Annotated in this window: 23 protein-coding genes and 1 tRNA gene; 11 read left to right on the forward strand and 13 right to left on the reverse strand. The window is 67.7% G+C overall.

Annotation, left to right across the window (positions count from 1 at the left end):
* The first annotated feature begins 81 nt into the window (after positions 1-81).
* From dnaG to Mam01_RS00155, 3 genes are all read left to right on the forward strand, one after another.
* Positions 82-2,049 carry a DNA primase gene (dnaG, locus tag Mam01_RS00145; RefSeq protein WP_239100906.1) on the forward strand — a complete coding sequence of 656 codons (1,968 nt, stop codon included), beginning with the start codon at positions 82-84 and terminating at the stop codon, positions 2,047-2,049.
* 146 nt (positions 2,050-2,195) lie between these two features.
* Positions 2,196-3,335 (forward strand): RNA polymerase sigma factor RpoD, encoded by a 1,140-nt coding sequence (gene rpoD / locus Mam01_RS00150; protein ID WP_204283337.1) that lies wholly within the window; start codon positions 2,196-2,198, stop codon positions 3,333-3,335.
* 160 nt (positions 3,336-3,495) lie between these two features.
* On the forward strand, positions 3,496-3,999 hold the full coding sequence (locus Mam01_RS00155; RefSeq protein WP_239100907.1) for a hypothetical protein: 504 nt from the start codon (positions 3,496-3,498) through the stop codon (positions 3,997-3,999).
* Between the two features lie 195 nt (positions 4,000-4,194).
* Here the strand turns inward: Mam01_RS00155 and Mam01_RS00160 are convergent, their stop codons facing one another.
* The gene (locus Mam01_RS00160) at positions 4,195-4,497 is read right to left on the reverse strand and encodes a YtxH domain-containing protein (RefSeq protein WP_150939040.1); all 303 of its coding nucleotides are present in this window, start codon (positions 4,495-4,497) and stop codon (positions 4,195-4,197) included.
* Between the two features lie 266 nt (positions 4,498-4,763).
* Here Mam01_RS00160 and Mam01_RS00165 point away from each other — a divergent pair.
* Positions 4,764-4,836: transfer RNA gene (locus tag Mam01_RS00165), tRNA-Asn, on the forward strand.
* A gap of 58 nt (positions 4,837-4,894) precedes the next feature.
* On the opposite strand, the gene Mam01_RS00170 is transcribed toward Mam01_RS00165, so the two are convergent.
* Both Mam01_RS00170 and Mam01_RS00175 read right to left on the reverse strand, forming a co-directional pair.
* Positions 4,895-5,350 (reverse strand): cupin domain-containing protein, encoded by a 456-nt coding sequence (locus Mam01_RS00170; RefSeq protein ID WP_204283177.1) that lies wholly within the window; start codon positions 5,348-5,350, stop codon positions 4,895-4,897.
* Positions 5,347-5,760 carry a VOC family protein gene (locus tag Mam01_RS00175; RefSeq protein WP_204283179.1) on the reverse strand — a complete coding sequence of 138 codons (414 nt, stop codon included), beginning with the start codon at positions 5,758-5,760 and terminating at the stop codon, positions 5,347-5,349. The genes Mam01_RS00170 and Mam01_RS00175 overlap by 4 nt, the downstream gene beginning before the upstream one ends.
* Positions 5,761-5,819: 59 nt before the next feature.
* On the opposite strand from Mam01_RS00175, the gene Mam01_RS00180 reads away from it, so the two are divergent.
* Positions 5,820-6,446, forward strand: a complete 627-nt coding sequence (locus Mam01_RS00180) for a TetR/AcrR family transcriptional regulator (protein WP_204283181.1) — start codon at positions 5,820-5,822, stop codon at positions 6,444-6,446.
* Positions 6,447-6,491: 45 nt separating this feature from the next.
* On the opposite strand, the gene Mam01_RS00185 is transcribed toward Mam01_RS00180, so the two are convergent.
* The 4 genes from Mam01_RS00185 to Mam01_RS00200 form a co-directional block, all read right to left on the reverse strand.
* On the reverse strand, positions 6,492-7,748 hold the full coding sequence (locus tag Mam01_RS00185; RefSeq protein ID WP_204283183.1) for a vWA domain-containing protein: 1,257 nt from the start codon (positions 7,746-7,748) through the stop codon (positions 6,492-6,494).
* Between the two features lie 90 nt (positions 7,749-7,838).
* Positions 7,839-8,135, reverse strand: a complete 297-nt coding sequence (locus tag Mam01_RS00190; RefSeq protein WP_204283184.1) for a hypothetical protein — start codon at positions 8,133-8,135, stop codon at positions 7,839-7,841.
* 113 nt (positions 8,136-8,248) lie between these two features.
* Positions 8,249-9,313 carry a hypothetical protein gene (locus Mam01_RS00195; RefSeq protein WP_204283186.1) on the reverse strand — a complete coding sequence of 355 codons (1,065 nt, stop codon included), beginning with the start codon at positions 9,311-9,313 and terminating at the stop codon, positions 8,249-8,251.
* A gap of 404 nt (positions 9,314-9,717) precedes the next feature.
* Positions 9,718-10,938, reverse strand: a complete 1,221-nt coding sequence (locus Mam01_RS00200) for an NsdA family TPR-like regulatory protein (RefSeq protein WP_204283187.1) — start codon at positions 10,936-10,938, stop codon at positions 9,718-9,720.
* 371 nt (positions 10,939-11,309) lie between these two features.
* Here Mam01_RS00200 and Mam01_RS00205 point away from each other — a divergent pair, with 371 nt between their 5' ends.
* The 4 genes from Mam01_RS00205 (at position 11,310) to Mam01_RS00220 (ending at position 12,865) form a co-directional block, all read left to right on the forward strand.
* On the forward strand, positions 11,310-11,510 hold the full coding sequence (locus Mam01_RS00205; protein ID WP_239100908.1) for a hypothetical protein: 201 nt from the start codon (positions 11,310-11,312) through the stop codon (positions 11,508-11,510).
* A gap of 32 nt (positions 11,511-11,542) precedes the next feature.
* Positions 11,543-11,821, forward strand: a complete 279-nt coding sequence (locus Mam01_RS00210) for a hypothetical protein (RefSeq protein ID WP_204283191.1) — start codon at positions 11,543-11,545, stop codon at positions 11,819-11,821.
* 238 nt (positions 11,822-12,059) lie between these two features.
* Positions 12,060-12,395 carry an ArsR/SmtB family transcription factor gene (locus Mam01_RS00215; protein ID WP_204283193.1) on the forward strand — a complete coding sequence of 112 codons (336 nt, stop codon included), beginning with the start codon at positions 12,060-12,062 and terminating at the stop codon, positions 12,393-12,395.
* The gene (locus Mam01_RS00220; RefSeq protein WP_204283195.1) at positions 12,392-12,865 is read left to right on the forward strand and encodes an SRPBCC family protein; all 474 of its coding nucleotides are present in this window, start codon (positions 12,392-12,394) and stop codon (positions 12,863-12,865) included. The genes Mam01_RS00215 and Mam01_RS00220 overlap by 4 nt, the downstream gene beginning before the upstream one ends.
* A gap of 17 nt (positions 12,866-12,882) precedes the next feature.
* On the opposite strand, the gene Mam01_RS00225 is transcribed toward Mam01_RS00220, so the two are convergent.
* Positions 12,883-13,761, reverse strand: a complete 879-nt coding sequence (locus Mam01_RS00225; RefSeq protein ID WP_204283197.1) for a LysR family transcriptional regulator — start codon at positions 13,759-13,761, stop codon at positions 12,883-12,885.
* An 83-nt stretch (positions 13,762-13,844) separates the two neighbouring features.
* On the opposite strand from Mam01_RS00225, the gene Mam01_RS00230 reads away from it, so the two are divergent.
* Positions 13,845-14,570: an SDR family oxidoreductase gene (locus tag Mam01_RS00230; RefSeq protein ID WP_204283199.1), complete on the forward strand. Its 726-nt coding sequence runs from the start codon at positions 13,845-13,847 to the stop codon at positions 14,568-14,570.
* A gap of 355 nt (positions 14,571-14,925) precedes the next feature.
* Here Mam01_RS00230 and Mam01_RS00235 read toward each other — a convergent pair whose 3' ends face one another.
* From Mam01_RS00235 to Mam01_RS00255, 5 genes are all read right to left on the reverse strand, one after another.
* Positions 14,926-15,540: a dihydrofolate reductase family protein gene (locus Mam01_RS00235; RefSeq protein WP_204283201.1), complete on the reverse strand. Its 615-nt coding sequence runs from the start codon at positions 15,538-15,540 to the stop codon at positions 14,926-14,928.
* A 290-nt stretch (positions 15,541-15,830) separates the two neighbouring features.
* The gene (locus Mam01_RS00240; RefSeq protein WP_204283203.1) at positions 15,831-16,247 is read right to left on the reverse strand and encodes a hypothetical protein; all 417 of its coding nucleotides are present in this window, start codon (positions 16,245-16,247) and stop codon (positions 15,831-15,833) included.
* Between the two features lie 22 nt (positions 16,248-16,269).
* A complete protein-coding gene (locus Mam01_RS00245; RefSeq protein WP_204283205.1) occupies positions 16,270-21,414 on the reverse strand; it encodes a LamG-like jellyroll fold domain-containing protein in 5,145 nt (1,714 codons plus the stop codon).
* Positions 21,415-21,851: 437 nt separating this feature from the next.
* Positions 21,852-22,637: a transposase family protein gene (locus Mam01_RS00250; protein ID WP_204283339.1), complete on the reverse strand. Its 786-nt coding sequence runs from the start codon at positions 22,635-22,637 to the stop codon at positions 21,852-21,854.
* A gap of 1 nt (position 22,638) precedes the next feature.
* Positions 22,639-23,727 carry an IS110 family RNA-guided transposase gene (locus Mam01_RS00255; RefSeq protein WP_204283340.1) on the reverse strand — a complete coding sequence of 363 codons (1,089 nt, stop codon included), beginning with the start codon at positions 23,725-23,727 and terminating at the stop codon, positions 22,639-22,641.
* Positions 23,728-23,889: 162 nt separating this feature from the next.
* Here Mam01_RS00255 and Mam01_RS00260 point away from each other — a divergent pair, with 162 nt between their 5' ends.
* Positions 23,890-25,452, forward strand: coding sequence for an ISL3 family transposase (locus Mam01_RS00260; protein WP_204283207.1), 1,563 nt, complete (start codon positions 23,890-23,892; stop codon positions 25,450-25,452).
* The last annotated feature ends 73 nt before the right edge of the window (positions 25,453-25,525 follow it).

The raw sequence follows: 25,525 nt of genomic DNA on the forward strand, positions 1-25,525 counted from the left end.
GTTCCGGAAAGTCGTGACATGTCCGCACGCCCGGATGAGGGGCGACCCGGCCTGTCGGAGGGCGGCATTAGACTCGCCAGCGTGGCAGGGCGAAGCGGGCGGATCAGTGACGAGGACATCGCGCTCGTACGGGAGCGCTCACCGATCGCCGACGTCGTCGGCGAGCACATCCAGCTCCGCAACGCGGGCGGGGGCAACCTGAAGGGGCTGTGCCCGTTCCACGACGAGAAGTCGCCCTCCTTCAACGTGACCCCGGCCCGGGGCTACTACTACTGCTTCGGCTGCGCCGAGGGCGGCGACGTCATCACGTTCATCCGCAAGATCGACAATCTCACGTTCTCCGAGGCGGTCGAGCGGCTCGCGCAGCGCGCCGGCATCCAGCTGCGCTACGAGCAGGGCGGCTACGTGCCGGGCCGCGAGCAGGGCGAGCGGGTGCGGCTGATCGAGGCGCACCGCGCCGCCGCCGAGTTCTACGCCGAGCGGCTGTCCGGCCCGGAGGCGGGCCCCGGGCGGCGCTTCCTGTCCGAGCGCGGCTTCGAACGGGCCGACGCCGAGCACTTCGGGGTCGGCTACGCGCCGAACGAGTGGGAGGCGCTGTCGCGGCACCTGATGGGCCGCGGGTTCACGTCCCAGGAGCTGATCAAGGGCGGGCTCGCCCGCGAGGGCAGGCGCGGGCCGGTCGACCGGTTCCGCGGCCGCCTCGTCTGGCCGATCCGCGACATCACCGGCGACGTCATCGGCTTCGGGGCGCGCAAGCTTCTCGACTCCGACGACGGCCCCAAATACCTGAACACCCCCGAGAGCCCGATCTACCACAAGAGCTCGGTGCTGTACGGCGTCGACCTGGCCAAGCGGGAGATCGCGCGGCGGTCCCAGGCCGTGATCGTGGAGGGGTACACCGACGTCATGGCCTGCCACCTGGCCGGCGTGCCGACAGCGGTGGCCACCTGCGGCACCTCCTTCGGCGAGGAGCACATCAAGGTCCTGCGCCGCCTGCTGCTCGACCAGGCCGAGTTCCGCGGCGAGGTCGTCTTCACCTTCGACGGCGACTCCGCCGGGCAGAAGGCCGCCCTGCGCGCCTTCCAGGATGAGCAGAAGTTCGTCACGCAGACCTTCGTCGCGGTGCAGCCCGACGGCCTCGACCCCTGCGATTTGCGCGTCAAGCACGGCGACGCCGCCGTGCGCGACCTGATCGCGGGCCGTGAGCCGCTGTTCGCCTTCGCGGTGCGCAGCGTCCTGTCCCGCTACGACCTCGACACCAACGAGGGCCGCCTGGCCGCGCTCGACGCCGCCGCGCCCATCGTGGCCTCCATCAAGGACCCGGGGCTGCGCAAGGCGTACACGGTCGACCTCGACCGCTGGCTCGGCTTCATGGACGAGGGCTTCGTCATCCGGCGCGTGCAGCAGACGGCCGGCCGGGCGCAGGAGAGCGGGCGCGGCCCGGGGGGACGTGCCCAGGGCGGCCAGAGCGGTCCGGGCGGGCGTGTCGCGGCCGGGCAGCAGGCGGGCCGCGGACCGGCCACGAGACCGGACCCGGCGGGCCCCGATCCGGCGGACCCCGCCGTACGGCTGGAGGCCGAGGCGCTCAAGCTCGCCGTGCAGCGGCCCGCCCTGCTCGGGCCCGAGTTCGACGCGCTGGGGCCCGAGACGTTCACGCTGCCCGAGCACGTCGCGTTGTTCGGCGTCGTCGCGGCGGCCGGCGGGACCGCCGCCGGTGGCCCGGGCGGGCGCGAGTGGGTGGACCGGCTGCTGGAGCAGACGGAACCCGGGGCCGCGGGCGCGGTGCCCGGTGTCGACCTGAGGTCGCTCGTCACCCGGTTCGCGGTCGAGGCCGTGCGCGCGGACGTGAGCGTCGAGGAGCGGTACGGCGCGGCCGTCCTGGCCAAGATCCAGGAGACCGCGGTCGGCCGGGCGGTCGCACGGCTGAAGTCGCGGTTGCAGCGGCTCAACCCGGTCGACGAGCAGCAGGAGTACAACCGGCTCTTCGGCGAACTGGTGGCGCTGGAACAGCAGCGACGCGTGTTGCGGGAACGCGCGAGTGGGGCCTGAATAAGCCTCCCTTTCCAGACCGCACAGTCGCCAAACATATACTTTGATCTCGATTCGGTATTGACTTTGGCCTTACCTTGGGTGACAAAAATAGGCCTGCCGTTTAGTGGCGCCTTTCCTGCACACTGTGTTGCGTGGGTGCATCGGTGCTGCCAAGCAGGCCGCCATCGGTAGATCAGGTGGCGGACCTCGTCGCGAAGGGAAGGGAACGCGGGAGCGTCACGGTTGACGACGTGGCCGCCGCGCTCGACCGATCCGAGTTGCCGGCCGACGCGCTGGAGCGCGTCGTGCGGATGCTCGCCGAGAACGGGGTTGAGGTCCTCGAACCGCAAGGGGACGAGGAGCCCAGCAAGCCGGACGAGGAGGACGTCGGCAAACGGGCTCCGACGAGTGACCTGGTCAGGATCTACCTGCGGGAGATCGGCAGGGTCCCCCTGCTCACCGCCGAGGAGGAGGTGGAACTGGCCAAGGCCATCGAGGCCGGGCTGTTCGCCGAGGACAAGCTCTGCGAGAGCCTCGCCGCGAGGTTCGCCCGGCCGGAGCTCGAAGACCTCGTCTGGGAGGGCGTGCGGGCCAAGCAGCGGCTCATCGAGGCCAACCTCAGGCTCGTGGTCTCGATCGCCAAGCGTTACGTGGGCCGCGGAATGCTGTTCCTGGATCTCATCCAGGAAGGCAATCTCGGATTGATCCGCGCCGTGGAGAAATTCGATTACACGAAGGGCTACAAGTTCTCCACGTACGCGACATGGTGGATTCGCCAGGCGATCACCCGGGCGATCGCGGACCAGGCGAGAACGATCCGCATTCCCGTCCACATGGTGGAGACGATCAACAAACTGGTCCGCGTGCAGCGTCAGCTTCACCAGGACCTCGGCCGGGAGCCGGCCCCCGAGGAGATCGCCGCCGAGATGGACCTGCCCATCGACCGGGTGGTGGAGATCCAGCGCATCGCGCAGGAGCCGGTCTCGCTCCAGGCGCCCATCGGCGAGGAGGACTCCGACCTCGGCGACTTCATCGAGGACGCCGACGCCGTGGTGCCGATGGAGGCCGCCGCCTTCATCATGCTGCAGGACCAGCTCGACGACATCCTGGCCACGCTGTCGGAGCGCGAGCAGCGGATCATCCAGCTCCGGTTCGGCCTCGCCGACGGCCACCCCCGCACGCTGGAGGAGGTCGGCCGCGAGTTCGGCGTGACCCGTGAGCGCATCCGCCAGATCGAGTCGAAGACGCTGGCCAAGCTGCGTCACCCCACCCGGGCGCAGATGCTCAAGGACTACCTCGACTGACGCCGTCGTCACGCGGACGAGCGCCCTTCGGTCCCAGCGGGACGGCGCTCGTCCGCGTCTTGACCCTTGTATGGATTGCTCCCGGCCCTGCGACCGGGACGGGTCCGGCCGCCGGATAGCCTGCGGGTGGTAACGGTCGTCGTCCGCTGGCGGTGTTCCCTTGACTGCATCCAGGCCCTCCCTGTCCCGCCTGTTCGGCTCCCGACTGCCCCGTGAGGTCCGTACGGGACTCGCGCTCGAAGGCGGCGAGCGCCCGATCAGCCACGCGCGTACGGCGGAGGGCGGGCACGTGGTCGCCACCACCCGGGCGCTGCACCTGCCCGGCGGGCCGCGCCTGCCCTGGCACCTGATGGACAAGGCCGTGTGGGACGAGGAGGGCGTCACGGTCACGATGACCGACGGAGCCGTCCACCGGGTCGTCCTGCCCGAGCCCGGGCGGCTGCCGGAGGCGATCCGCGAGCGGGTCACCTCGACGGTCGTCGCGAGCCGCTACGTGACCATCGACGGGCGTGGGGGAGTGCGCCTGGTCGCCCGCCGCGTCCCCGGCTACGACACCCCGCGCTGGGAGTTCATCTTCGACCCGGGGCTCGACGCGACCGATCCGGGCCTGCGCGCCCACGCCGAGCAGGCGCTCGAAGAGATGCGGCGCAGCCTCGGCGTCTGAGGCCGTCGTTCGTGGCCTTTGTCTGCCTTGTCTGGTGGCCCTAGGCCGAGGCTGCCGTCTGAGGCTGCTGTGCGAGGACTGTGCGGGACGAGAAAGCGGTGGCCTCCCGGCAGGGTTGCCGGGAGGCCACCGCTCGCGTCCGATACCGCCGGGCCGGTGGCCCGGAGACCGGTTGGGGATCGCCCGGAGGAATCCTCAGTGGAGTTGGTCGGTGCCGGGCCCCGGCCAGCCGGTGGCCGCGCCCACCCTGTCGGTCCTGTCGGACTCCCAGGTGTCCGTCCTCTTCAGGAACGGCACCTTGTCACCCGCCAGATCCTTGGCCTTGCCCGCGACCTTCGAGGCCTGCGCGCCGACCAGTCCCGCCGCCTCCTGCACCGTGGGGCTGTCCGCGAACCGCTGCGTGAAACGCTTGATCTGCTCGTAGCGTTCGCGCCCGGCCCGCGTGCCGAGGACGTAGCCGACGGCCAGCCCGGTGGCGAACATCGCCTTGTATCGCATCTTCCACCTCCGCGCTCGTGTTCCACGCCCCTCTACCCCGAGGGCCTGTCTCTATCCAACAGCAGAGCTCCCGGCCCCGCTCGGCGGACCCTGCGGCCCGCCCGCGGCCCGCCTGAGGTTCGGCCCCGCACTCTTTGCCGTACGGCGATCAGGAGCGGGGGAGCCGTGGACGTATTCGATGTGACACGCACCCCCCAGAGTGCGCTAATCTAGTTCCGCGCCGCAAGGAAAGCCGGAAGGCCGGAACGAGCGGAGCAGAGTTTCGATCCCGTGTAGCTCAATCGGCAGAGCAGCCGGCTGTTAACCGGCAGGTTATAGGTTCGAGTCCTATCGCGGGAGCAACTCAACCCCGGGCCGGTGGTCAACACCACCGCCCGGGGTTTTCGCATGTGGCGCTCTAATGGGGCGGGGGGCCGACGATCTCGTAGCCGTGGCCGGCCGCGATCTCGGTCAGCACCGCCGGGTTGGGAGGGCCGGAGGGGAAGGCCGCGGCCACGTCGGCGGCGAAGTGCTCGAATCCGCCCGGCCAGGTGAGCTGGAGCAGGCGCAGCGGCTCGTCTCCGCGGTTGACGAACGCGTGTGGCAGCGCGCGCGGCAGCAGGACGAAGCCCCCGGGCCCGTCGTGCCACACCTCGTCGCCGCAGTGCACCTCGATGCTGCCCGAGAGTACGTAGAACGCCTCGTCGTCCTTGTGGTGCACGTGGCGAGGGGTCGCGAATCCGGGCGGGCACACCTGCTCGATGAGGCTGAGGGCGGTGGTGCCGGTCTGCGGCTCGCCGGCCTTGACCGTCATCGTCGATCCGAGGAAGAGGTGGGTGGTGCCCGCGCCGGGGGGCAGGTGGAGAGCGGTCACGCCGGTGCTCCTGACGAAGAGGGCGTCTTCTCGATGGTGTAGAGGCGGATCTCGATGCCGTCGGGGTCGGTGAGGCCCGCGATCAGCCAGCCGATGCTGCCTTCGGCGATGCCGGAGTGGGCCTGGCCTTCCGCGTCCAGGTGGGCGGCCCACTCCCGCAGCGCGTCGAGGGTCGGCACCGCCAGCGCCACCGGGTCGAACCCCGCCAGCTGGGCGGCCCGCTCGGGCTCCTCCCGCAGCGCGAGCATGAGGCTCCCGGCCGGGTCGCGCAGCGCCACACCGCGTAGCACCCCGGCTTCGGCGAACTCGATGGCCACGTCGAGGCGGAGCACCCGCCCGTACCACTCGATGCTCTTGCGTACGTCGGACACGGGCAGCTTGACGTGGTGGAAGCCGCCTAACGCGACCATCGGCCACCCCCGGCGGCCCGAGAATTTGTAGTCACACTTTAAAGTGTTACTTTAAATCCGTGCCGGAGGTCAAGAGCAGGAACCGCAGATCGGCGGAGACCAGGAGGCGGATCGTCGAGGCGGCCCATGCGCTGTTCGTCGCCAGGGGATACGCCGGGACGACCTTCCAGGAGGTCGCCGACGCCGCGGGGGTGTCCGTGCAGAGCGTCTACTTCCACTACGGCAGCAAGAGCGGGCTCCTCAAGCACGTCATCGACGTCGCCTCCGCCGGAGACGACGAACCGGTCGCCCTGCTCGACCGGGACTGGTTCACCCGGCTGAGGGAAGCCGGCGACCCGATGGAGGTCGTCCGGGGCTGGGTCGGCGCGAGCGCCGCCATCCTCGAACGGGTCGCCCCCGTCCTCGCCGTGGTCAACGCCGCCAGGGGAGACGCGGAGATGGAGGCGCAGTGGGCGAGCAACAGCGAGCAGCGGCGCACCGCTCACGGGACCTTCGTCGGCATCCTGGCCGAGTCGCACGCCCTGCGGCCGGGTCTGACCGCGGAGACGGCCACCGACATCACCGTCGGGCTCCTGTCGCCCGAGCTGTTCCTCGTACTGACCCGGGAGTGCGGCTGGAACACCGGGCAATGGGAGACCTGGGCCGCCGACCAGATCGCCTGCAACCTCCTGGCCCGACACTGCTGACAGCCGGTCGCCACGCCGCAGTCGCGTCCGCAGACGGGCGGACGGTCACTCGCCGGGGCGGCCGCGCTTGCGGTTGCGAAGGTGCGAGCTCGAACGCATCGTCTTCGACGTCCGGTTGGCGTCGCGCCTGACGCGGCTCTTGTAGATGTCGAGCTCCTGGGCCTCCTGGGCCAGCTCGTCCGGGTCCGGCACCCAGGACAGTGCGTCCTTGACGGTGCTCGCGGTCGAGTCGAGCAGTTCGATCGCCCGCTCGACGTCGCCCTCGATCAGGGCGTCGGACGCCCGCCGCTTCGCGTCCTGCACGTCCTGGAAGAGCCGTTCAGCGCGCACCACCGGGTCGGGAACCCGCCCCGCAGCCTCGTCTCCGGGGACCACGTTCACTGTGACGGGCACGTCCGCGGTGTACGTGGTCAGGGTCTGCGTGGCGAAGCAGGTCAGCCGGATGTCGGCGATCGTTGCGAGGCCGAGCGTGGCGATTCCCGGTACGGCGAGGCTCAGCAGCAGCTTCCGGCACTCGCCGCCGTAGAAGTCGCCGAGCTCCACGAGGACCGATCCGTCCGGCAACGCGGACGCGGGCAGTCCGCCGTACAGGGAGACAGAGGTCACCGGAGGACGCGGGACGATGGTGAGTGAGGCGGCCTGCACGACCTTGGCCAGCAGGTGCTCGACCTCGGTGGCGATGAGCCGGCCGGCCGTGTCGGGGTCCTCGGCGTGCAGCGCGCTGCCCGCGCCGCCGTCCGCGACGGCGGCCATCAGCCGTTCGTCGTAGCCGAGCCCGTAGCCGAGCGCGGTCGTGGAGACGCGGTGGCGCAGGGCGTCGGAGGCGATGCCGGCCAGCGCGGTGTCATCGACGATCCCGAGGTTGGCGTGGCCGTCGGAGATCAGGAGCAGGGTGGCGCCCGACTCGCCGACCACCCGCCGGGCCTCCTGGACGCCCCGGAGTAGCCCGCTGGACAGGTCGGTCGACCCGCCCGGATTGAGGGCGGCGATCGCTCTTCTGGCCGCGGCCTTGTCGGCGAGCGGCCCGGCGGGGATCTCCACCCGGGCGGTGTCGTCGAAGCTGACCAGGCCGAAGTTGTCGGCGGGGTCGAGCCGGTCGACCAGCCCGAGCAGGGCCCTCTGGGCGCCGGCCAGCGGTGGTCCGGACATGGAGCCGCTGCGGTCGAGGACGACTTCCAGCGTGGCGGGCGGGCGATCGCCCCTGTCGTCCGGCGGCGGAGCGGTGAGCTCCACCAGGACGTCGATCTCGTCCTCGGTTTCCAGCGGGACGACGGAGAAACCGAGGTGTGCGTCGATATGCATCAGGACCTCTGCGAGGGGAGAAGAGAGAGCCGAATTCCACGGCGCCATACATTGACCACAGCATATCGACCGTGAATCAGGTACACAATTTTATAGTGGTGCGGGTAGTGCCAGAGTGGGCATCTGAGGATGCCGCAGGTGTTGCCCGCTGGGGGTCACGCGCAGCCGGAAGAAGCCGGGACCGGCGTCGTCTGACGCGTCGTAGGCGCTGATGACAGCCTCGATCCGCTCCCAGAGTTTCACGGGACCACGCTCGCGTACCTCCCAGCCGCCGTCGCGAGGGGTGATCGTCGCGACCGAGCCGCTCGCGACGTCGACCAGTTGCACGACCTCTCCGAGGCCGGTCATCTGCGCGTCCCGCACGGCGCACTGGGCGAGGAAGTCCATGTTGTTCACATTCCTCGGCACTACCAGTTGACTCGAGACATCGCTGAGCTTCTGATCAGGTCAGCATCGCTGGAAAATCACCGCCGTGATCTCTGAGCGAACCTGCTGTCGTACTAGGATGACGACTCAACGCGTTCTGCTATCGAAGCCCTGAACAGCGGCCATTCCGCCCCCAGGGCCCGTTGAGCATACGTAAGGGCAGAGAAGTTATCGGCATTCCGACTGGCTTCGAGCAACGCCTGCCTTACAGCTACACAGGCAGCCGTACGTATTCTATCGAAGCTAGAGGTGCCTTCTTTCTCGAGCAGTGGCCGCCATCCCTCATCGAGCTCCATCTGGAAATCCAGGAGCTCTTCTCGTTGCTGCCACTCCAGCGATACGCCGTGCCCCACCGCTTCGATGGATGCAGCGATATGCTCGCTGGTCAAACTATAGCGATCACTGAGTTCCCTGGCCACCAGAAGGAGCACTTCATGCCGTACGGCCTCTGGGGCGCTGCGCAGCCGGCTGTCGAGATTCGGGTCGAGATGACCGAATCCAAGCGGTTCCAGTGGATAAGCGATAGGAGGATCAATCAAAATCGCGGGGTGGGGGTGGCTGACCCACTCGCTGTCCAGTCGAGCCCCTGTGGACTGTTCGATGATAGCCATGGCCGTAGCTCTGCGCAGCAACGCCTCGGCGGGTGTTGTTGCTGGAGTATCGATACGAACGGCTTCGTTCAGTGGCTCAATCTCATAGCTTATGACATGTGGAGCTGGTCCGAATATCAGCTGGGGGTCCAGTCGAGGAACTTGCGCTAATATTTCTCCATTCGCTGCATATATCAGGTGCTCGCCACCGTTGACGTGCCAACTGATGTTCCAGACGCGAGCCCCCTCGCTCAACCAGATCAGAACTTCTGGGGTGCGCGCGTAAAGACCGTTCCTCTCCAATAGAGCGACTGACATATCTGATTTGCCAACAAAGAGTGCATCCATTGGATATAGATCAGTTTCCCGGATTTGCATCTCATCGGCTATCTCCGGTCTTCCTCCTCCAGTCAGGTTGGATGCGACCACCTGTATGGATGGAACCGAATGATCTGGAGTAGCAACGACCGTCCATGATAGGGCGCTCGTGAGCCACTCATGCGACTGAAAGAACTGCTGATAGTGTGTAACAATGTTAGACTGTGCCATTATATGTCCCTTTTCGAGAATTCGAGCTCTGCGGGAGTGGTCCCCGCAGCAGCTCAGCTTGAATTTTGCGCCTACTTCGCATATTCACTGCTGGGATTGGGCGGATTGCACAGGGTGTCCCGCGATGGCGATAGGGGGCGGGGTGCGAATAGCGGGGTCTTGAATCGTATGAATAACGGATCTTCGACGAGGCTTAAAAGCCATGCCGTTGCCGCTCTCGTCTTTGGAGGTGCAGCGGGCGTTGCTTGCAGTTCTGGAGTCTCATAGGACGAGGATTGCAACAGAGATTGCAAGGCGAGATCAGTTGCAGCTTCTCAAGCAGGGGCTCATGGAGGACTTGCTGACCGGGCGAGTGCGGGTGGCGGAGGCGGAGGCTGTAGTAGAGGGGCTATGAAATCCGCTGTTCAGGGGGTGCAGAGTGCTTGATATGCCTCGCGCAATTCGGCGGCATCAGGCATGTGTCGTGCTTCCACGGCGCTGATCACCTCGGCCGCGCGCCAATAGTTCGAGGGCACCAGGAGCCCGCTCGTGATCGCGGTGAGAGTCGCGTGCCCGGCCTCTTCGGGTTGGTCGGCGGCGAGGAGCGCGAGCGCGAGGTCGAGCCGTGCCGATGCGGCTCTGCGGGGTCGCGGTGGGCCGTCGCTTGTGGACTGTAGTCGCGCGAGCACGCCACGGGCGTATGGCTCGGCCGCCGGGTCTCCGAGCCATGACAAGGTCGTCGCGGTGAAGGCGTCTGACTTGGCGGGGTCGTATCGGTAGTGGTGTTCCGGTCGGTCGGGTACCGGGAGCGGTTCAACCAGTTGCGCGACCCGGCTCAGGGCCGCGTGGGTTTCCTTGGCGGCACCCAATCGTGCCCACGCCCGGCCCTCTTGGGCAGTCGCCTGAATGTAGGCCGAGCCGCTCCGTGGCGCCACCCGTTGAGCCGCCTGGGAAAGGTCCAGCGCTCGCCGGTAGTCACCAGTCGTGAGAGCCTGCCATGCCTCTGTCTCCAGGCACCATGCCGCGATCTCCCGGTGCTCGGTGTCCTTGGCGAACTGGGCGGCGGTGCGCAGTCGCGCCGCCGCCGCCGGGAACCGACGTAGGTCGATGAGACAGGTCGCGGCCAAGAGTGACAGCCAGCCGCCGGCCATGAGAAGCCGTCGATGCTCAGCGAGGGTCTTCTTGCCGTCCATGAGCTGGGAGACGTAAGCGAGGTGCCGACGTACGCGCATCAGTAGCTCGCGTGGCGGCGTCCCGCAATAGGTGATGGCGAGATCATCGACAGCCGACTCCAGCTGTTCGAGCGTCGCGCCCCCGATATCGCTGGCGGCGGCCCGGCGAGCCAGCTCCAGAGCCTCCAACTCGTCGTCGCCATCGGCCGCGCCACTGTGGACGTCGTCACCGAACAGCTCTTTCTCATCGATGCCGAGAGCGCGTGCGAGCAGCAGGGGATAGGGGTCACGAGGTCGGCGCCTCCCGCTTTCCCACATCCGCAGCATCCTCAACAGCGACTCACGGGCCGGTAGGTGAGCTTTTACGTGCTCGTCCGCTGCTTCGACCAGTCTCCGCACCATGTCCTTGGACGACCAGCATCGTTCACGCCGTTCCTCGCGGAGCCGTACGGCCCAGGGCGGGATGTCTGTCACGCGTACCTCGTCGGCAATCCGGGGGACGTCGGGGGAGTCGCCTTGCGTCCTCCATCGTCGTTCACCAGCGTGACTACGTACAGCACTTTCATGGGTCCGCTCCGTGAGAAACCGAACCCGCTCATGAGCGCACCGCGCAGTTGGCTGCCGCGCCGGGATACAGGCGGACGCAGAGGGAGTCCGCTCCCGTCCGCCATCGTCCCCTGTCGAGATCGCTACGCACGGCGCTGAAATGAACTCGTAGCGTGAACAGGCGGAACCGTCGCGGTGGTTGCGCACCGGACGGGTCCTGGATCAGGAGGGTTGGTCCTGAACCAATGAGCAACCATGGAGCGGTTTCCTCCGGATCGGGGTACGCCGGGTGGAGGATCATGCACAGCGACGTCGGACGGCTGTGGGCCAGCCGGGAGCGGCCGTTTCCCGGCGCCGCCGAGGACGCGGGGGCATGCCGTACGGTCGACGGCGATGACCTGCCTGAGCTGTGCCGGGCCATCGCGGAGCAGGAGGCCATCGCCGAGCAGCCGGAGAGCCCGTCGGCGAGGGACGGCACGGCACAGCCGGCCTGTCCGTGAGCGGTCGGCGATCGGACCCGGATGAGCTTCTGTTGTCGTGTCCGGGTCTGCATCTGCCGCCGGAGCAGCCTGACTGCGTACGGCTGCGGTGGCTGCCGGAGGCCCGCCGTACCGCGAGTGTGCGGGTCATCCGGCACACGTGCGACGACTGTCGGGACGTGTCCTATGAGCTGTGCGCGGCCGGGGGACTGATGTTCATCCGCCGGACCGATCGCACGAAGGGCACGCCGAAGGTGCGCGAGACCGAGCGGTTGGTCACCTGCCGCGTCCACGAGATGTGGCAGGCGCTGCTGCTCGGGTCCGCCCGCTGAGCCGCCCTGCCGGGTGCGGGTGGCCACGACCGGCGGGGCTGGGCGGCCTCCCCAGCCTGAGGGGGCTTCAAGGGGGAGGCCGCCCGTCTGATCGGCCCGCCTGCCGCGCTTCCCCCGTTGGCGGCAGGCGGGCCAAGCGTCGGCCCCGAGGTCCGAGGCGCGCGCCTCGGGGCCGCCGTACGTCGGAGCGGGCGGAAGGTTATTGCACCAAGTGGTTCAGTGAACTATGGTGAACCATATGGTTCAGCATGAAGTCCTCGATCGTACGTTCGCGGCCATCGCGGACGCGACACGACGGCAGATCCTCGTACGGCTCGGGCAGGGCCCCGCCTCGATCGGCGAGCTGGCCGAACCGTTCGGCATGTCGCTCACCGGTATGAAGAAGCACGTACACGTCCTGGAGAACGCCGGGCTGGTCGTCACGGAGAAGGTCGGACGCGCACGGCAGTGCCGCCTGGGAACCGAGCGCCTGGAGGACGCGATGTCCTGGATTCGGTTCTACCAGCGGCTCTGGGAGCGCCGGCTCGACGGCCTCGACGCCTACTTCACCCTCAACAAGGAGACCGAGCAGTGACCCACGACATCGATACCGCTCAGCTGCGCGTGGCCCGCGTGATCCCGGCGAGCCCGGCGGAGGTCTTCGACGCCTACACGGATGCCGAGAAGCAGAAGATCTGGTTCAGCATCCTCGACGAGAAGCCCGGCATCGTCGAGATCGAGGTCGACCTGCGCGTCGGCGGCCGGCAGACCGCGGTGTGGGGGCCGGATCCCGACACCCTGTTCCGGGAGACGCAGACCTTCCTGGTCATCGACCGCCCGCACCGCCTGGTCACCGAATCCACCGGGACCAGCCCGGACGGCATGACCATGACGACCACGATCGAGGTCACGTTCGAGGAGCGCGACGGCGGAACGCTCCTGACGGTGGTGCAGAGCGGGTTCCCGGCGCCCGAGATGCGGGACTTCTTCGTGCAGGAGGTCTGGGCCGGGGCGCTCGACCGGATCGAGGCGTACGTGCGCCGCGAAGCGGAGAAGACCACGTGAACACCCCGGAGCCGGACTCAGGCGGACTGTCCGGCCGGCGCGGTGTCGCGGAGCCGGGCCGCGCAGCGGACGAGTGACGCGACCGCCGGTGAGCGACTGTTCGGCGGCCATCCGATCACCGTGGTGACGTCCGGCGCGTCGACGACGGGCACCGCGACGTGTTCGGGCCACTGCCAGGCACGGCTGGAGGCCGGGATGACGAGCAGCGTCCTGCCGAGCGCCACGAGCTGGGCGAGTTGCGACTGGGTGTGCACCTCCGGGCCGGGCCCGTCCGGGTAGGACCCGTCCAGCCGTGGCCACCGGGCGATCGGCAGGTCCGGCACGTCGTGGACGTCCGCCAGAGTGAGCCGATCGCGGGACGCGAGCGGATGCGCCGCGGGAAGGATCGCGACCTGGCCCTCGACGTGGAGGTCCTCGGTGTCGAACCCGGCGAGGTCGTCGTACGGCCGGTGCATGAGTGCCACGTCGGCGCGTCCGTCGCGGAGCAGGCCCGCCTGCTCGCCGACCTCGCACAGGAGGACCTCGACCGGTGCCGCGCCGGGCTCTCTCGCGTACGCGTCGAGGAGCCGTTGCAGCAACTCGTGGGACGCCCCGGCCTTCGACGCGAGCACCAGCGGCCGCTTCGGATCACCGGCCCGCCGTGTCCGGCGCGCGGCGGCCGCCACCGTGTCGAGGGCCGTGCCGGCCTCGCGGAGCAGCACCCGGCCGGCGTCGGTGAGCGCCACTCCACGACGGTTCCGATCGAGAAGCCGGACGCCGAGCCGCCGTTCCAGCTGGCCGATCGCGCGCGAGAGCGGCGGCTGTGCGATCCCGAGCCGGTCGGCGGCACGCCCGAAGTGCAGTTCCTCGGCGACGGCGACGAAATACCGGAGTTCGCGGGTCTCGAGGTTGTCCACGGGCGGAGCCTACCGGCTGATACCTGCCGAGTATCACAGCCCACTCAGACGGTGTTGGACGACACGCGTGCGGGCTCGCGAGCATGGATCGGGTGAACGACAGGAAGACCGCGCTGGTGACCGGCGCGAACAAGGGAATCGGCTTCGCCATCGCCCAGGGTCTCGGGGCGATCGGCTTCACGGTGGCGGTGGGGGCGCGCGACGACGTCAGGCGCAAGGAGGCCGTCGAGCGGCTGCGTGCCGAGGGCGTCGACGCGTTCGGGGTCGCCCTCGACGTCACCTCCGACGACAGCGTCACCGCGGCGGCGGAGACGATCGAGCGGACGGCGGGCCGGCTCGACGTGCTCGTCAACAACGCGGGCATCTCCGGCCGGATGGACGGTGGCGCGCAGGATCCGACGACGCTCGACCTCGATGTCGTCCGCACCGTCCTCGACACGAACGTCTTCGGGGTCGTGCGGGTGACGAACGCGATGCTCCCGCTGCTCCGCCGCGCGGACGCGCCGCGCATCGTCAACATGTCGAGCACGATGGGCTCGCTGACGCTGCAGACCGGCCCGATCCTGGCCGCGTACGCGCCGTCGAAGACGATGCTCAACGGCATCACGACCCAGTACGCCCGCCAGCTCGCCGACACGAAGGTCATTGTGAACGCCTGCTGCCCCGGCTATGTGGCGACCGACTTCACCGGCTTCAACGCGCCGCGGACGCCCGAGCAGGGTGCCGCGATCGCGATCCGGCTCGCCACCCTGCCCGACGACGGGCCACGCGGCGGCTTCTTCAACGACGAGGGCGTCGTCCCCTGGTGATTCCCGGAGGTCCGCGGAAACCGCGCCGGGCGGCACGGCAAATGAGCGTCCGGCACCGGATCGACGCTCTGTGCAGCGAGCTCGCCGGGCGCATCGTCGTCTTCCCCTGGAGGCCTGGGCTAGAACCCGGCCACAAGGCGGTGCTCACCGTAGGACGGAACGGCGTCGCGATCGGACGGTTCTCCCCGGCGCGGGGCGAGTTACATGATGCTGTGGGACCAACGCCTACCCGGCGGGGAGTGTTCGGGCTGACCGTCACCCCGGAAGGCCAACACGTCTGGCTCGACCGGCCGGACAACGTCATCCGGTGAGCAGCGGCCGGTGGACGATCCCCCGATCCTCCCCGCGCAGGCCGCTATTTTCCTTCAGGTACCTGGTCCTTGATCTCGTCGTAGCCGACCTTGGCAGGTGCCGCGGTCGGCGAGTAGATCACACGGATCACGCCCGTCGGAAACACCTCCGTCGCCGTCACCTTCAGGTGGTACGGCGCGTCGCCGTCGTCGAACAGCCTGCGGCCCTTACGCGCCGCCACCGGATGCACCAGCAGGCGCACCTCGTCGACCAGGCCCGCGGCGAGCAGTTGCTGCACGACGGAGATGGACCCCGGGATGAGGATGCCTCTGATGCCGGCGTCGGCCTTGAGTGCGGCGGCGGCGTCGAGGAGATCGCCCTTGACCAGCTCGGAGTTGCGCCAGGAGAACTCCAGCGGCTGGCGCGAGACGACCACCTTGCGCATGTCCCCGAGTTGCTTGGCGAACGATGCGTCGTCCCCGCCCGCGGCCTCGCGGCCGGGCCAGGCGCCGGCGAAGCTGTCATAGGTCTCGCGCCCGATGAGCAGCACGTCGGCGGTGTCGTAGTCCTCACCGACGGAACGGCCCATGTTCTCGTCGAAGTACGGGAAGTGCCAGGCGGGGTCGATCTCGGCCACCCCGTCGGCCGAGATGAACAGCGTAGAGATGATCTTCGCCATGATGACGATCCCTTCAGGTCAGGTGGCGCCGGTAGACAGACCGGCGCGGCATCCCGAACCTATCGGCCGGGACCGACAATACGTCTGGCTCGACTGACCGCAGCCTGGTACGAGCGACCATTTCGCTGACCGTTGCCTGTCGCCTTGGCGATGATCTCGACCCGGCCCGCCTTCTCGACCGGGAACTGGTCTTAAACATGCCATCGCCGCCGTGATCGGTGGCGAAAGGCGGCGCATGACACATCCCGAATGGCCGTGACCCCCGAGGGGATCACGGCCGTCGGTCTCGGTCAGCCGCTCCCGAACCCGGTCACGAGCCACCGGTCCTTCACATACCGCACTCCGAAGCTCTGAGCGAAGTCACCGTCGGGGTACGACCCGCTATTGACCTCGCACAGCCCCATGGTGACATTCATCCTCCGGCACTTCTCGCCCGCCGGGCAGGGGTCAGAGTACGACTCGTCGATCGTGATGTCACTCGCCGAAATCCAGTTCCGGAACGCACCGATTGGATTGTTGAACTCGTTGTCGAAATCCGTTTCCGGCACCATGACGGCGCGAACGGTCTCCGCGTCTTTGCCGAGCAGGGCATCGATGTAGGCGCGCACCACCTCCTCCGGCCTGGCCGAGGCGGGCGGAACCGGCACCTCCCGCCTGACCACCTGCCCGCACCAGCAGCCGGCCAGCACTGGAATCAGGACGAGCACCAGCAGCGCCCGGCGAATGCCACTACCATGCGACACGGCCGAACACCAATCCGCTGAACTCTTTGACCTTGAACCGCTCCCCGAGATTCATGAAGGGACCAGAACCCGTGCCCTGATCTCCGCCGTGCTGCGCGAAGTACACCTGCTTGATGTTGATCGGAGGGGGTCCTTTCACGTCAGTGACTATTCCCATATGGGTGTACTCGCCGGTCTTTCTGTTCAGGAAGTAGATCGTGTCACCGATCTTGACGTTGGAAAGCCGCGAGTCCGTTGGCGTGTATGTGGCCGAGACGGTGGCCCGAGTTTCCTCGTCCCGCCCGAAGCGTTGCCACAAGAAGTGCTCGTAATTCTTGTGCGCCGCTGAGAAGGTGAAGGAGTCATCTGTCCAGCCGCGTTCCCACCAGGAGGCTTCGCTTCGCCGGTCGAGCCAGCCAAACCACTTAGCGATGTGGATTTGGCGGAACTTGCCGCCCCGGGCCAGTGCCTTGGACACGAAGTTGGCGCAGTCGTTGGCATACTCCCAGCCCCTGTTGGTGGCCGGGCCGACACTTAGCACGGCCCAGAGGGAGGCTTGCTCCCGCCGGGTCAGCACCCTCGCAGCCAGAGTCCGGGCGAGGGCTGGGGGATCCGCGGTACTATCGTCCACTGGCGGCATTTCGGTAACCGGATCCGGCGCCACGCCACCGGCCCAGGCATTGATCTGTGACGAGTTGCCCGCCACCATAGCGTCTACAGCGGACGCGCTCTTCTCGCCGCTCAACTTGAGCTGGCCGTTGCCGTTCGCGTCTGCGGCGAAGACGAAGTCCTCCGCGGTGGTCCACTCGTTCTCGACCGGATCACCCTGGCCGTCGTACACGGTGGTCCCGGTCACGGCCGAGCGCACCACGACGGTGTTGTTATCCAGCTTTGACACCAGGGTGTCGGCGAGTCCCACGCCGTCGGTGGCACGGTCCTCAACTCCCGTGGCGCTCAGGTCCTGCTGTCGCGCGTACAACATGGGCTCGATCTTGGCCGCTTGAGTGGCATCCTCGACAGCTTCCCCAGTGTTCTCTGTCCGCTTGTCGAGCAGGCTCTGCCGAGCCTCGGCGTACTCGCCGACCGCGTCCTGGTAGGCGGCCGGGCCGCCGGGAACGGCCTGCGGGACGGTGTTGGCCGACACCTTCCACGGGCCGACGCCGAACGGCGTGCGGGTGCGGACCTGGAATCGGTAGGTGGCGCCGTTGGTGAGCCCGCCGACGATGACCGTGGCTTCGCTGACAGTCAAGGATCGGACGACCGTGTTCCCTGCGTCCAACACCTCCAGGTCGAAGTTCTGAATGTCGGTGTCCGCGCCGAGGTCGTCCGGGCGCGCCCACCGGAGCAGTGCTCCGCCGTCGCCCTGCCGGACGTCGATCCTGGGGATGATCCCGGGTGGCCCTGCCGGGCGGTAGGTCACCCGTAGTGAGGTGGGGCGGCTCGCCCCGCTCCCGCCGAGCTCGACCGGAGGGACATTCTCGTCGGAGAGCACTGCCACACCGGGGTCGATGAAGGTCTCGTCCGGCGCCTCGTGCCGCCAGCCATTCGCGTTCGCGGTGACGTCGATCTCCGGGGTGCCGACCTGCACTTGCTGCTGCGACTGCTGGACCAGATCCGCCACGAGCGCGGACCCGGTCGGGTTCTCCTCCAGTTCGTTCTTCTTGAAGTGGGCCGCAATCACCTGGCTGTTGGGGCATGGTCCGTCGCAGGTCGCGCCGCCGAGGTCCAGCACCGCGGAGGTGATCAAGGCTCCCGGCGGAAGTGAGCTCATGTCGGCCTTGATCAGCGACACCTTGCGGGCCGCTCCCGCACCGCCCACCTGGGTGGCGGACGGAGTGAGCGGGCAGGGCGCGCCCCCGCAGGCGGTTGCCGAGGCCGAGGCCGAGCGGATGGTCAGCGCGTTACCGGACAGGGTGACCTGCTGGGTCGGCGGTGACTCCGGTTCGGGGACCGGTGCGCCGAAGGGTACGGGCGCGGTCTTCGGTGTGCAGATCTCCGCCAGGCAGGCGTCCATCTGCCAGTAGTAGGAGCCGTCCTCGGCGATCAAGCCGTCCGGTACCCGCGCGGTCAGCCGCTCACCGCCGGAGACCTCGCCCTCCGCCAGAGGGACGGGGCCGAGCGGTGTGCCGTCCGCCTGGTACAGATAGAAACGGCCCTTCACCGGGCCGCCCGACGGGCGGGAGACGATGCCGGACAAGGTCGGGTTGAGCGGTTCCTCCGTGCCAGTGGCCAGGTCGGCCGGGAGATGAGGGGCGTCGGAGGTGATCCGGTAGAAGGGCGTCTCATTGCAGATCCGCGGCGTGACCCCGGTCAGGCAGACCTTGATCTTGAACTTGAAGCTGTCCGGGCTGCCGAGTTTGAACTCGCTTCTGATCACCTGCCCCGACAGTGTGCTGGAGATCGGTGGGAAGAGCTGTGCGGAGGTCAAGGCCGCGACCTCGTTGGACGCCGGGCCGGTCTGGCCGGCGCTGTCCACCGCAATGACCCTGTAGTAGTAGCGGCCCTGGACCATACCGCTGTCGCTGTAGGTGAGTCCGCTTACTTTGGCGATGCGGGTGGCCGCCGTCGGGGTGAAGCCGGCCGTCGTCGAGCGGTGCACCTGGTAGGTGACGGCGCCGTGGTCATCGGTCGCCGCTCCCCATGCCAGGTCCACGGTGTCGGGTCCGGAGACGGCAGCCAGGGTTCCGGGGGCCGAAGGTGGGTTGTCCACCGCCGGTGTCGTACCGACTGCCGTGGTCATGTCGGACTGGATCTGTCCCTGGGTGAGGGCGACGTTGTAGATCCTGACCTCGTCGATCAACCCGCTGAAGTATTCACCGAAGATGCTGTTGCCTCCGATACGCAGAGGCGCGGTGCTTGATGCGAGGTTGCCGCTGACATTGCTCTGGGCGACCACCGCGCCGTTGACGTAGGTCTTGATGACCGTTCCGTCGTAGGTGCTGGCGATATGGCTCCAGGTATTCGTCGACAGGGTGGTCGGACCGGTGACGCTGGCGATGCTTCCGCCGATCTGCAGGTAGCTCGTGGGTCCGGACATCCCCATTCCAGGGAAGAAGCCACCGTTGATGCTGGAGTAAAGGGCGTAGGCCGCATCGTCCGACGCCTCCTTCATGATGACCGTGCGGTATCCGCTGACGCTGGAAGGCTTGACCCACGCCTCGATGGTCATCTTGTTGGTGAGCTGCAGCGAGGCGGAGTTGTTCACGGTCACCCTGCTGGAGGTGCCGTTGAACGACAGTGCCTGGCCGAACTTGCCGCCAGCCCAGGCCGTACCGCTCGCCGTGCCCACGTTGCCCGTGCCGGACTGGTCAGCCACCGCCGTTCCGGTGCCCTCGTTCATCCCGTACGCCGCGACCAGGCCGGGCACGGCCGTGCTCGTCGGGGACGGGGACGGGGACGGAGAGGGAGACGGGCTGGGGCTCGGTGACGCAGCGGTGGTCGGAACCGGGATCGGCGTCGTCGGGTCGGAGATCGACACCAGGTAGTCGAGCTTCTTCCCGTCGATGGAGGTCGAGGAGTAGTTGATTTTGATGTCGCTGGTACGGGAGATGGCATCGTTCCCGACAATCGAGTCGATCGACTCTCCCGTCACCGTCGGAATCTCCGGCGGCAGGAGATAGGTCACGCTCAGCCGAGGAGGGCTCTGCCCGGACTCGACAGAGTCGAACGACCAGTACTTGGCGGTGACTGGATTGGGGTCATCCGGCCAGGTGCTGCGGGGATCCTCGTTCGACTTCAGCTCCACGCCGTAATTGGGGGTGCCGCCTGCCCATGCCTTCGCCATCTGAGTGACGTCGATGGTGTTGGTGATGATCCCCGAATCGCAGGAGGGCTGCGTCGTGACCGTGCCCGCCGAGGTGACCGGCGGGAGAGAGCCCCACGACAGTCCGCTCGTGTTCCACGCGGAGGTGATCGCGGATGCGGTGAGCACCGCGTTCGAGCAGGCGCCGGTGTAGTAGCCGACCAGTTGGATGTTGGCGGAGTCGATGTATTTGCCGAGGTAGGCGCTGCTGTCCTCGAACTTCACGTAACTCCGCAGGAAGTTCGGATAGATTTTATTGGTGTACGTGCAGACGCTGCCGGAGCATTTCCGCTCGGACTGCCAATACGTGCCCGTTCCGACGTTCAGCTCCGCGCCGGTGGAATCCGCGACCCCTGTTCTTGACTGCACCCACGCGTCGCTGGTCGCGGTCAGAGACACGGTTGGGTCCACCGTCAGGGGATAAGTGGTGTCCTTGTCCGCGAGGAACTTCGCATCCGGAGTGATTACCAGCGTCTGAGCGCCGGCTTTGCCGATCACCTGCGCGTCCACATCGCCACGCATGTTCGGGGCTGTCCTGGCATCGGCGCTCGGGCCTTCGGTCATGAACGGCTTGGCCGCGGCGGCCACCGTCTTCCCCTTGCCGTCGGTGAGCTGGAGCCCGCCCGACTTCGTCCCGGTCAGGGACAGTCCGGTCGTACGGATCGGGAGCCGGAACTTCACGGGCACCGTCGGACGCTCGCGTAGGACCACATCATGCCGGAATCCAGAGGCTAAGGCGGTCACCACCAGATCGGCCTTCATTCCCGGCCGGGAGATGTCGTAAATCGCCTTGTTGCCCTCGATCCGGGGCTGGGGAAGTGTGTCCGGCCACTCGATAGCGAACGACTGCTTCTTGTCGGCACGTTCCAGAGCAGCGAGGTGGGTGTCGCCACCCGCGCTTACCCGTACGTCAGCCCGCGCCACCTTCGGCTGAAGAGCTCCGTCGCGTTCTTCGAGGGTGGTGTCGATCCAGCGGAACGTTCCGTCCGGCTGCTTGACCCTTCGCGGGCCCGCCCACGACTGGGTCGTCAGACGGCCGTCCGGGTACGCCCACGTCCAACTCGTCTCGCTGTCAACCGCCGTCACCTGAACGGGTTTGCCCTGCTTCTTCGCTTCCGCGAGAGCTTCCCTCAGCGGCGCATTGGGATCAGCGGGCTTCGGGAAAGTAGTCAAGGGAGGAGACGCGGTCTCTGGAGTTGCGCTCTGAGTTGCCTGTCCGTCTTCCGCCGCAGCGGGCACAACGCCGTCGGCCAGGAGCGACATGGCCGCGACCAGGGCGAGGAGCCTTGTTTTTGGTATCGCTTGCCATTGGCTGTTAACCGCCCAATGGAAGTTGCCTTGCTTTCTCACATGTACCTCAGTGGTGGTCGTGTGAATGCCAAACGATCTTCTATCATCAACGCTTTATTTGTGGCAAGATGTGATAGTGGGAGACATTTCGGAGATGCAGGCCGGCATGGCTCCACGCATGCAGCGAGTGACGTAGCGTTACCATTTTTTAAGTCAAACCCGATCGCCACCGCACGGCCACCCAGTACGATCGGACATTTCGATACACATGGCACAACGATCGTCAAGCGTAATCATCGACTATGAAATACATCACACAATTACTGCCATGATATGAGGGTTGGTTTGACGGCTGGCCTCGGTTCGGTGCGAGCTGGGAAATGCCGTCGCGGCTCTACCGTGGGATACTGTCTCCAGATGGCTGTGGCCTGACCACCGAGCAGCGATTACGCCGCGAGCGGGTGGGGATGCAGCCAGTCACTACATCTGAGCCTTTTTCATCCTGAGTAGCGGTCGCCTTCGATGGCTTGCAGGACGAGGATGGCCTGCACGATCGTGGTGGCGCGGTGAGGGCAGCAGCGGAGCTTCGACAGCAGCTTCCACGCTTTCAGGGTCGCGATGGCGCGTTCGCCGAGGGCTCGGATGCGGGCGTGGGCGCGGTTGACCGCCTTCTGCCCGCGCGACAGCCGGGGGCGGTGCCGGTGACGCTTGAACGGGGTGCGAACCGTGCCGCCCGTGCCTTGGTAGCCCTTGTCGGCGAAGGTCATGACGCCGTTGGCGGTCAGCGCATCGATCAGGCCAACGATGCGGGCTGCGGTCAGGTCGTGCACGGCCCCGGGCAGAGCAGGCGAGGCCCACACCAGGCGGCTGGCGGGATCGGCGAGGACCTGGACATTCATCCCGTGGCGCTTGTGCTTGCCCGAGTAGTACGGCTTCTGGTCGGCGACGCGGTCGGTCGGGATGAGCGTGCCGTCGAGAATGGCGTAGGCCAGCCGGGCGGCCCGGAGTGCGGCGGCCTGCACATCGTCGGCCAGGGCGGCCAGCAGGTCGACCGACTCACGCACGTACCTCCAGGCGGTGGTGGTTCCGATCGCGAAGCCGGCCGCCGGGCGAGCGTAGGTGTCCCCGTTCCGCAGGTGAGCCAGCACCAGCAACGCCTGCTGCCCGGGCTGCAGGCGCCGCCACCGGCTGCGGCGTTCGGCGCGGCGGGCACGGATGAGCTCGGCCAGGCGGACAAGGGTTCGGTTCGACAGGGGAATCGTGGCAGGGATGCTCCTATGGATGTCAAGCCGCCGTTTGAAGATCGCTTGAGGTGGTAGCGGGCGGTATCAGAACGCGATAGACCTCCCGAGCGATATACCGCTTGAGGCACCGCATGATCTCTGGCTTTGATAGGCCATCCTTCGTGCGACGGGCGACGTAGTCGCGGGTGCGCCCGTCCCAGCGCATCCGGCACAGCACGATGCGGTGCAGAGCGCAGTTGGCCTGGCGGTCGCCACCTCGATTGAGGCGGTGGCGGTCGGTGCGGCCGGAGGAGGCCGGCAGCGGAGTCACCCCGCAGAGCATGGCGAAGGCAGCTTCTGAGCGCAGCCGCCCGGCATTCTCGCCGGCGGTGACCAGCAACTGCCCGGCCACGTCAGGGCCGACACCGGTCAATTTCAGCAGGGCGGGATTGATCTGCTCGATGAGCGGGGCGATCAGCTCGTCGAGTTCGGTGATCTCGGCGGTGAGCCGCTGATGGCGGAAGGCCAGAACGCGCAGCGCGATCCTGCCCGCGGTGGCGGGGTCACCGGTGTGGACCCGCTCGCAGCGCCAGGCGGCGCAGGTGACGATCAGTTGCCGGACGGTCAGGCCGCGCAGCTGATCGCGCAGCGGCTCGGGGGCGGTGACGATCAGGGCTTTGATTTGCCGTTGGGTATCAGCGCGCTGGTCGACGGCCGAGCGACGGGCCACGCGCAGGTTGCGCAGGGCCTCCACGTGGCCGTCGCGCTGCTTGGGGATGCCGGTGCGGTGCTGGGCGAGTGCGGCCCGGGCGGCGGCCACGGCGTCGACGGGGTCGGATTTGCCCTGCCGGCGGCGGGTCTTGCGGTCGGGCCGGTCGACCTCCACCATCGCCACGCCCTGGCGGTGCAGGTAGCGGGCTAGGCCGGCACCGTAGGCGCCGGTGCCTTCGATACCGACCAGCATCAGGGTGCCGAAGGTACCCAACCAGGTCAGTAGGGCGACATATCCGGTGGCGGTAGCGGGGAACTGCTCGGTGGCCAGGACCCGTCCGGCGCTGTCGAGCGCAGCGGCGGTATGGGTGTCTCGGTGGGTGTCGACGCCGCCGACGATCTCGCCGGGACCGGTGACCTGAGGTGTAATGGAAGCCATCGCCGTCCTGTTCTCATCCTCTGGGGGAAGGGTGACGGCGGCCATGGAAAGCGGTTCTGATCCAATTGTTGTGAGGCAGTCACACAGCGTCGCTTGATCCGGAAAGATCTTGGCGCGTGTGACTGTGAGGCGTTCTCTCCCCTCTCCGGCCACTTTGAGTCCGTGGCTGTCGAGCAGGTCACGGCGGACGGGCTGGCCGTGACCATCTCTGCCCGGACGACCACGGCCGAGGCCAGGTGTCCGGCTTGCGGGGCCGTGTCCAGGCTCCGGCATGGGCGGTATCGCCGCAGGCTGGACGACGTGACGCTGACCGGACGGCGGACGGTGATCGACCTGGAGGTGCAGCGTTTCCGCTGCCGGGTGGACGCGTGCTCGCGGCGAACGTTCACCGAGCAGATCGACGGGCTGACCGAGCGGTTCGCGCGCCGGACCCCGCGGCTCCGGCGTGTCTTCGAGCGGTTCATGCAGGTACTGGCCGGTCGCCCGGCCGCGCGGCTCAGCAGTTACCTGGCGATCCCGGTCAGTTCCAACACACTGCTGCGGCTGCTGCGCCGCCGGCCTGAACAGCCGCGGATAAGGGCGCCGCGCGTGCTTGGCGTGGACGACTTCGCGATCAGGAAGGGGCATGTCTATGCGACGATCTTGCTGGACATGGAGACCGGCGAGCGGGTGGACGTGCTGGCCGACCGGACTGCCGACACTCTGTCCGCGTGGCTGCGAGAGCATCCCGGGGTCGAGATCGTGTGCCGCGACCGTGGTGGAGCGTATGCGGAGGCCGTGCGGACCGCCGCGCCAGGCGCCGTCCAGGTGGCGGATCGCTTTCATGTCTGGAAGAACTTGTGTGACGCCGTGGACAAGTGCGTCGTACTACACCGCGCCTGCCTGCCCGAGCCTGCCGCCGAGGGCGAACCGGCGCAGGCGACGTCTACCGCGCCGAAGGTGGCCGTCTCCACGACCGTTTTCACCGAGTGGGAAGGCGTGCGGGTCAGCAAGCGGCGGGAGAGGCATGCGGCCGTGCACGAGCTGCTGGCCAAGGGCGTCGGGATCTGCGCGATCGCCGAAGCGCTCGGCCTGGACCGCAAGACTGTGCGCCGCTACGCCCACGCCGCCACCCCCGAGGACCTGGCGCCCTCCCGGGGAGGCCGACGCGGCTCGCGCGTCGACCCGTTCCTGCCCTACCTGCATGAACGGTGGAACCAAGGCTGCAGTGATGCCGCCCGCCTTTTCGAGGAGATCCGCGAACGCGGCTACGCCGGAAGCCAGCGCACGGTGCGTCGTCACCTGCAGGGTGTCCGCGCCGGCGGGAGACCCGCCCCCAAGGTCGCCAAGCAGCTCAGCGTCCGCCGCGCCACCCACTTGATCACCAGCCACCCCGACCACCTGGACGAGAACGCCACGCTTCGGTTGAAGCAACTGCTGGCCCGCTGTCCCGAACTGGAGGGTGTCGCCGCCTGCGTGGAGTCCTTCGCGAAGATGATGGTCGACCTGGACGGACACCGGCTGCCCGACTGGCTCAAACAGGCCGAAGCTACCGGCTTCCCGTCCTTGAAAAGCCTGGTCAACGGGATTCGCCAAGACTTCGACGCGGTGACGGCGGGATTGAGCACGCAGTGGAACTCCGGCCGCGTGGAAGGCAACGTAAATCGGATCAAACGGATCAAAAGGGACGGCTATGGTCGCGCATCGTTCGACCTCCTCCGCCTCCAGATCCTTCACGCGGACTGAACACATGCAACGCTCTGTGACGCCTCACAACAATTGGATCAGAACCGAACCAAATGGCCGTTGACAAAGGGCG

The organism is Microbispora amethystogenes (genome assembly GCF_016863015.1).
Classification (GTDB): Bacteria; Actinomycetota; Actinomycetes; order Streptosporangiales; family Streptosporangiaceae; genus Microbispora; species Microbispora amethystogenes.

Coding starts and splice junctions, on each gene's coding strand:
- Mam01_RS00160 (WP_150939040.1), bottom strand. CDS start 4,497: ATGCGATACAAGGCGATGTTCGCCACCGGGCTGGCCGTCGGCTACGTC.
- Mam01_RS00175 (WP_204283179.1), bottom strand. CDS start 5,760: ATGGTCGCGTTAGGCGGCTTCCACCACGTCAAGCTGCCCGTGTCCGAC.
- Mam01_RS00185 (WP_204283183.1), bottom strand. CDS start 7,748: ATGCATATCGACGCACACCTCGGTTTCTCCGTCGTCCCGCTGGAAACC.
- Mam01_RS00190 (WP_204283184.1), bottom strand. CDS start 8,135: ATGGACTTCCTCGCCCAGTGCGCCGTGCGGGACGCGCAGATGACCGGC.
- Mam01_RS00195 (WP_204283186.1), bottom strand. CDS start 9,313: ATGGCACAGTCTAACATTGTTACACACTATCAGCAGTTCTTTCAGTCG.
- Mam01_RS00205 (WP_239100908.1), top strand. CDS start 11,310: ATGCACAGCGACGTCGGACGGCTGTGGGCCAGCCGGGAGCGGCCGTTT.
- Mam01_RS00215 (WP_204283193.1), top strand. CDS start 12,060: ATGGTTCAGCATGAAGTCCTCGATCGTACGTTCGCGGCCATCGCGGAC.
- Mam01_RS00230 (WP_204283199.1), top strand. CDS start 13,845: ATGGATCGGGTGAACGACAGGAAGACCGCGCTGGTGACCGGCGCGAAC.
- Mam01_RS00235 (WP_204283201.1), bottom strand. CDS start 15,540: ATGGCGAAGATCATCTCTACGCTGTTCATCTCGGCCGACGGGGTGGCC.
- Mam01_RS00255 (WP_204283340.1), bottom strand. CDS start 23,727: ATGGCTTCCATTACACCTCAGGTCACCGGTCCCGGCGAGATCGTCGGC.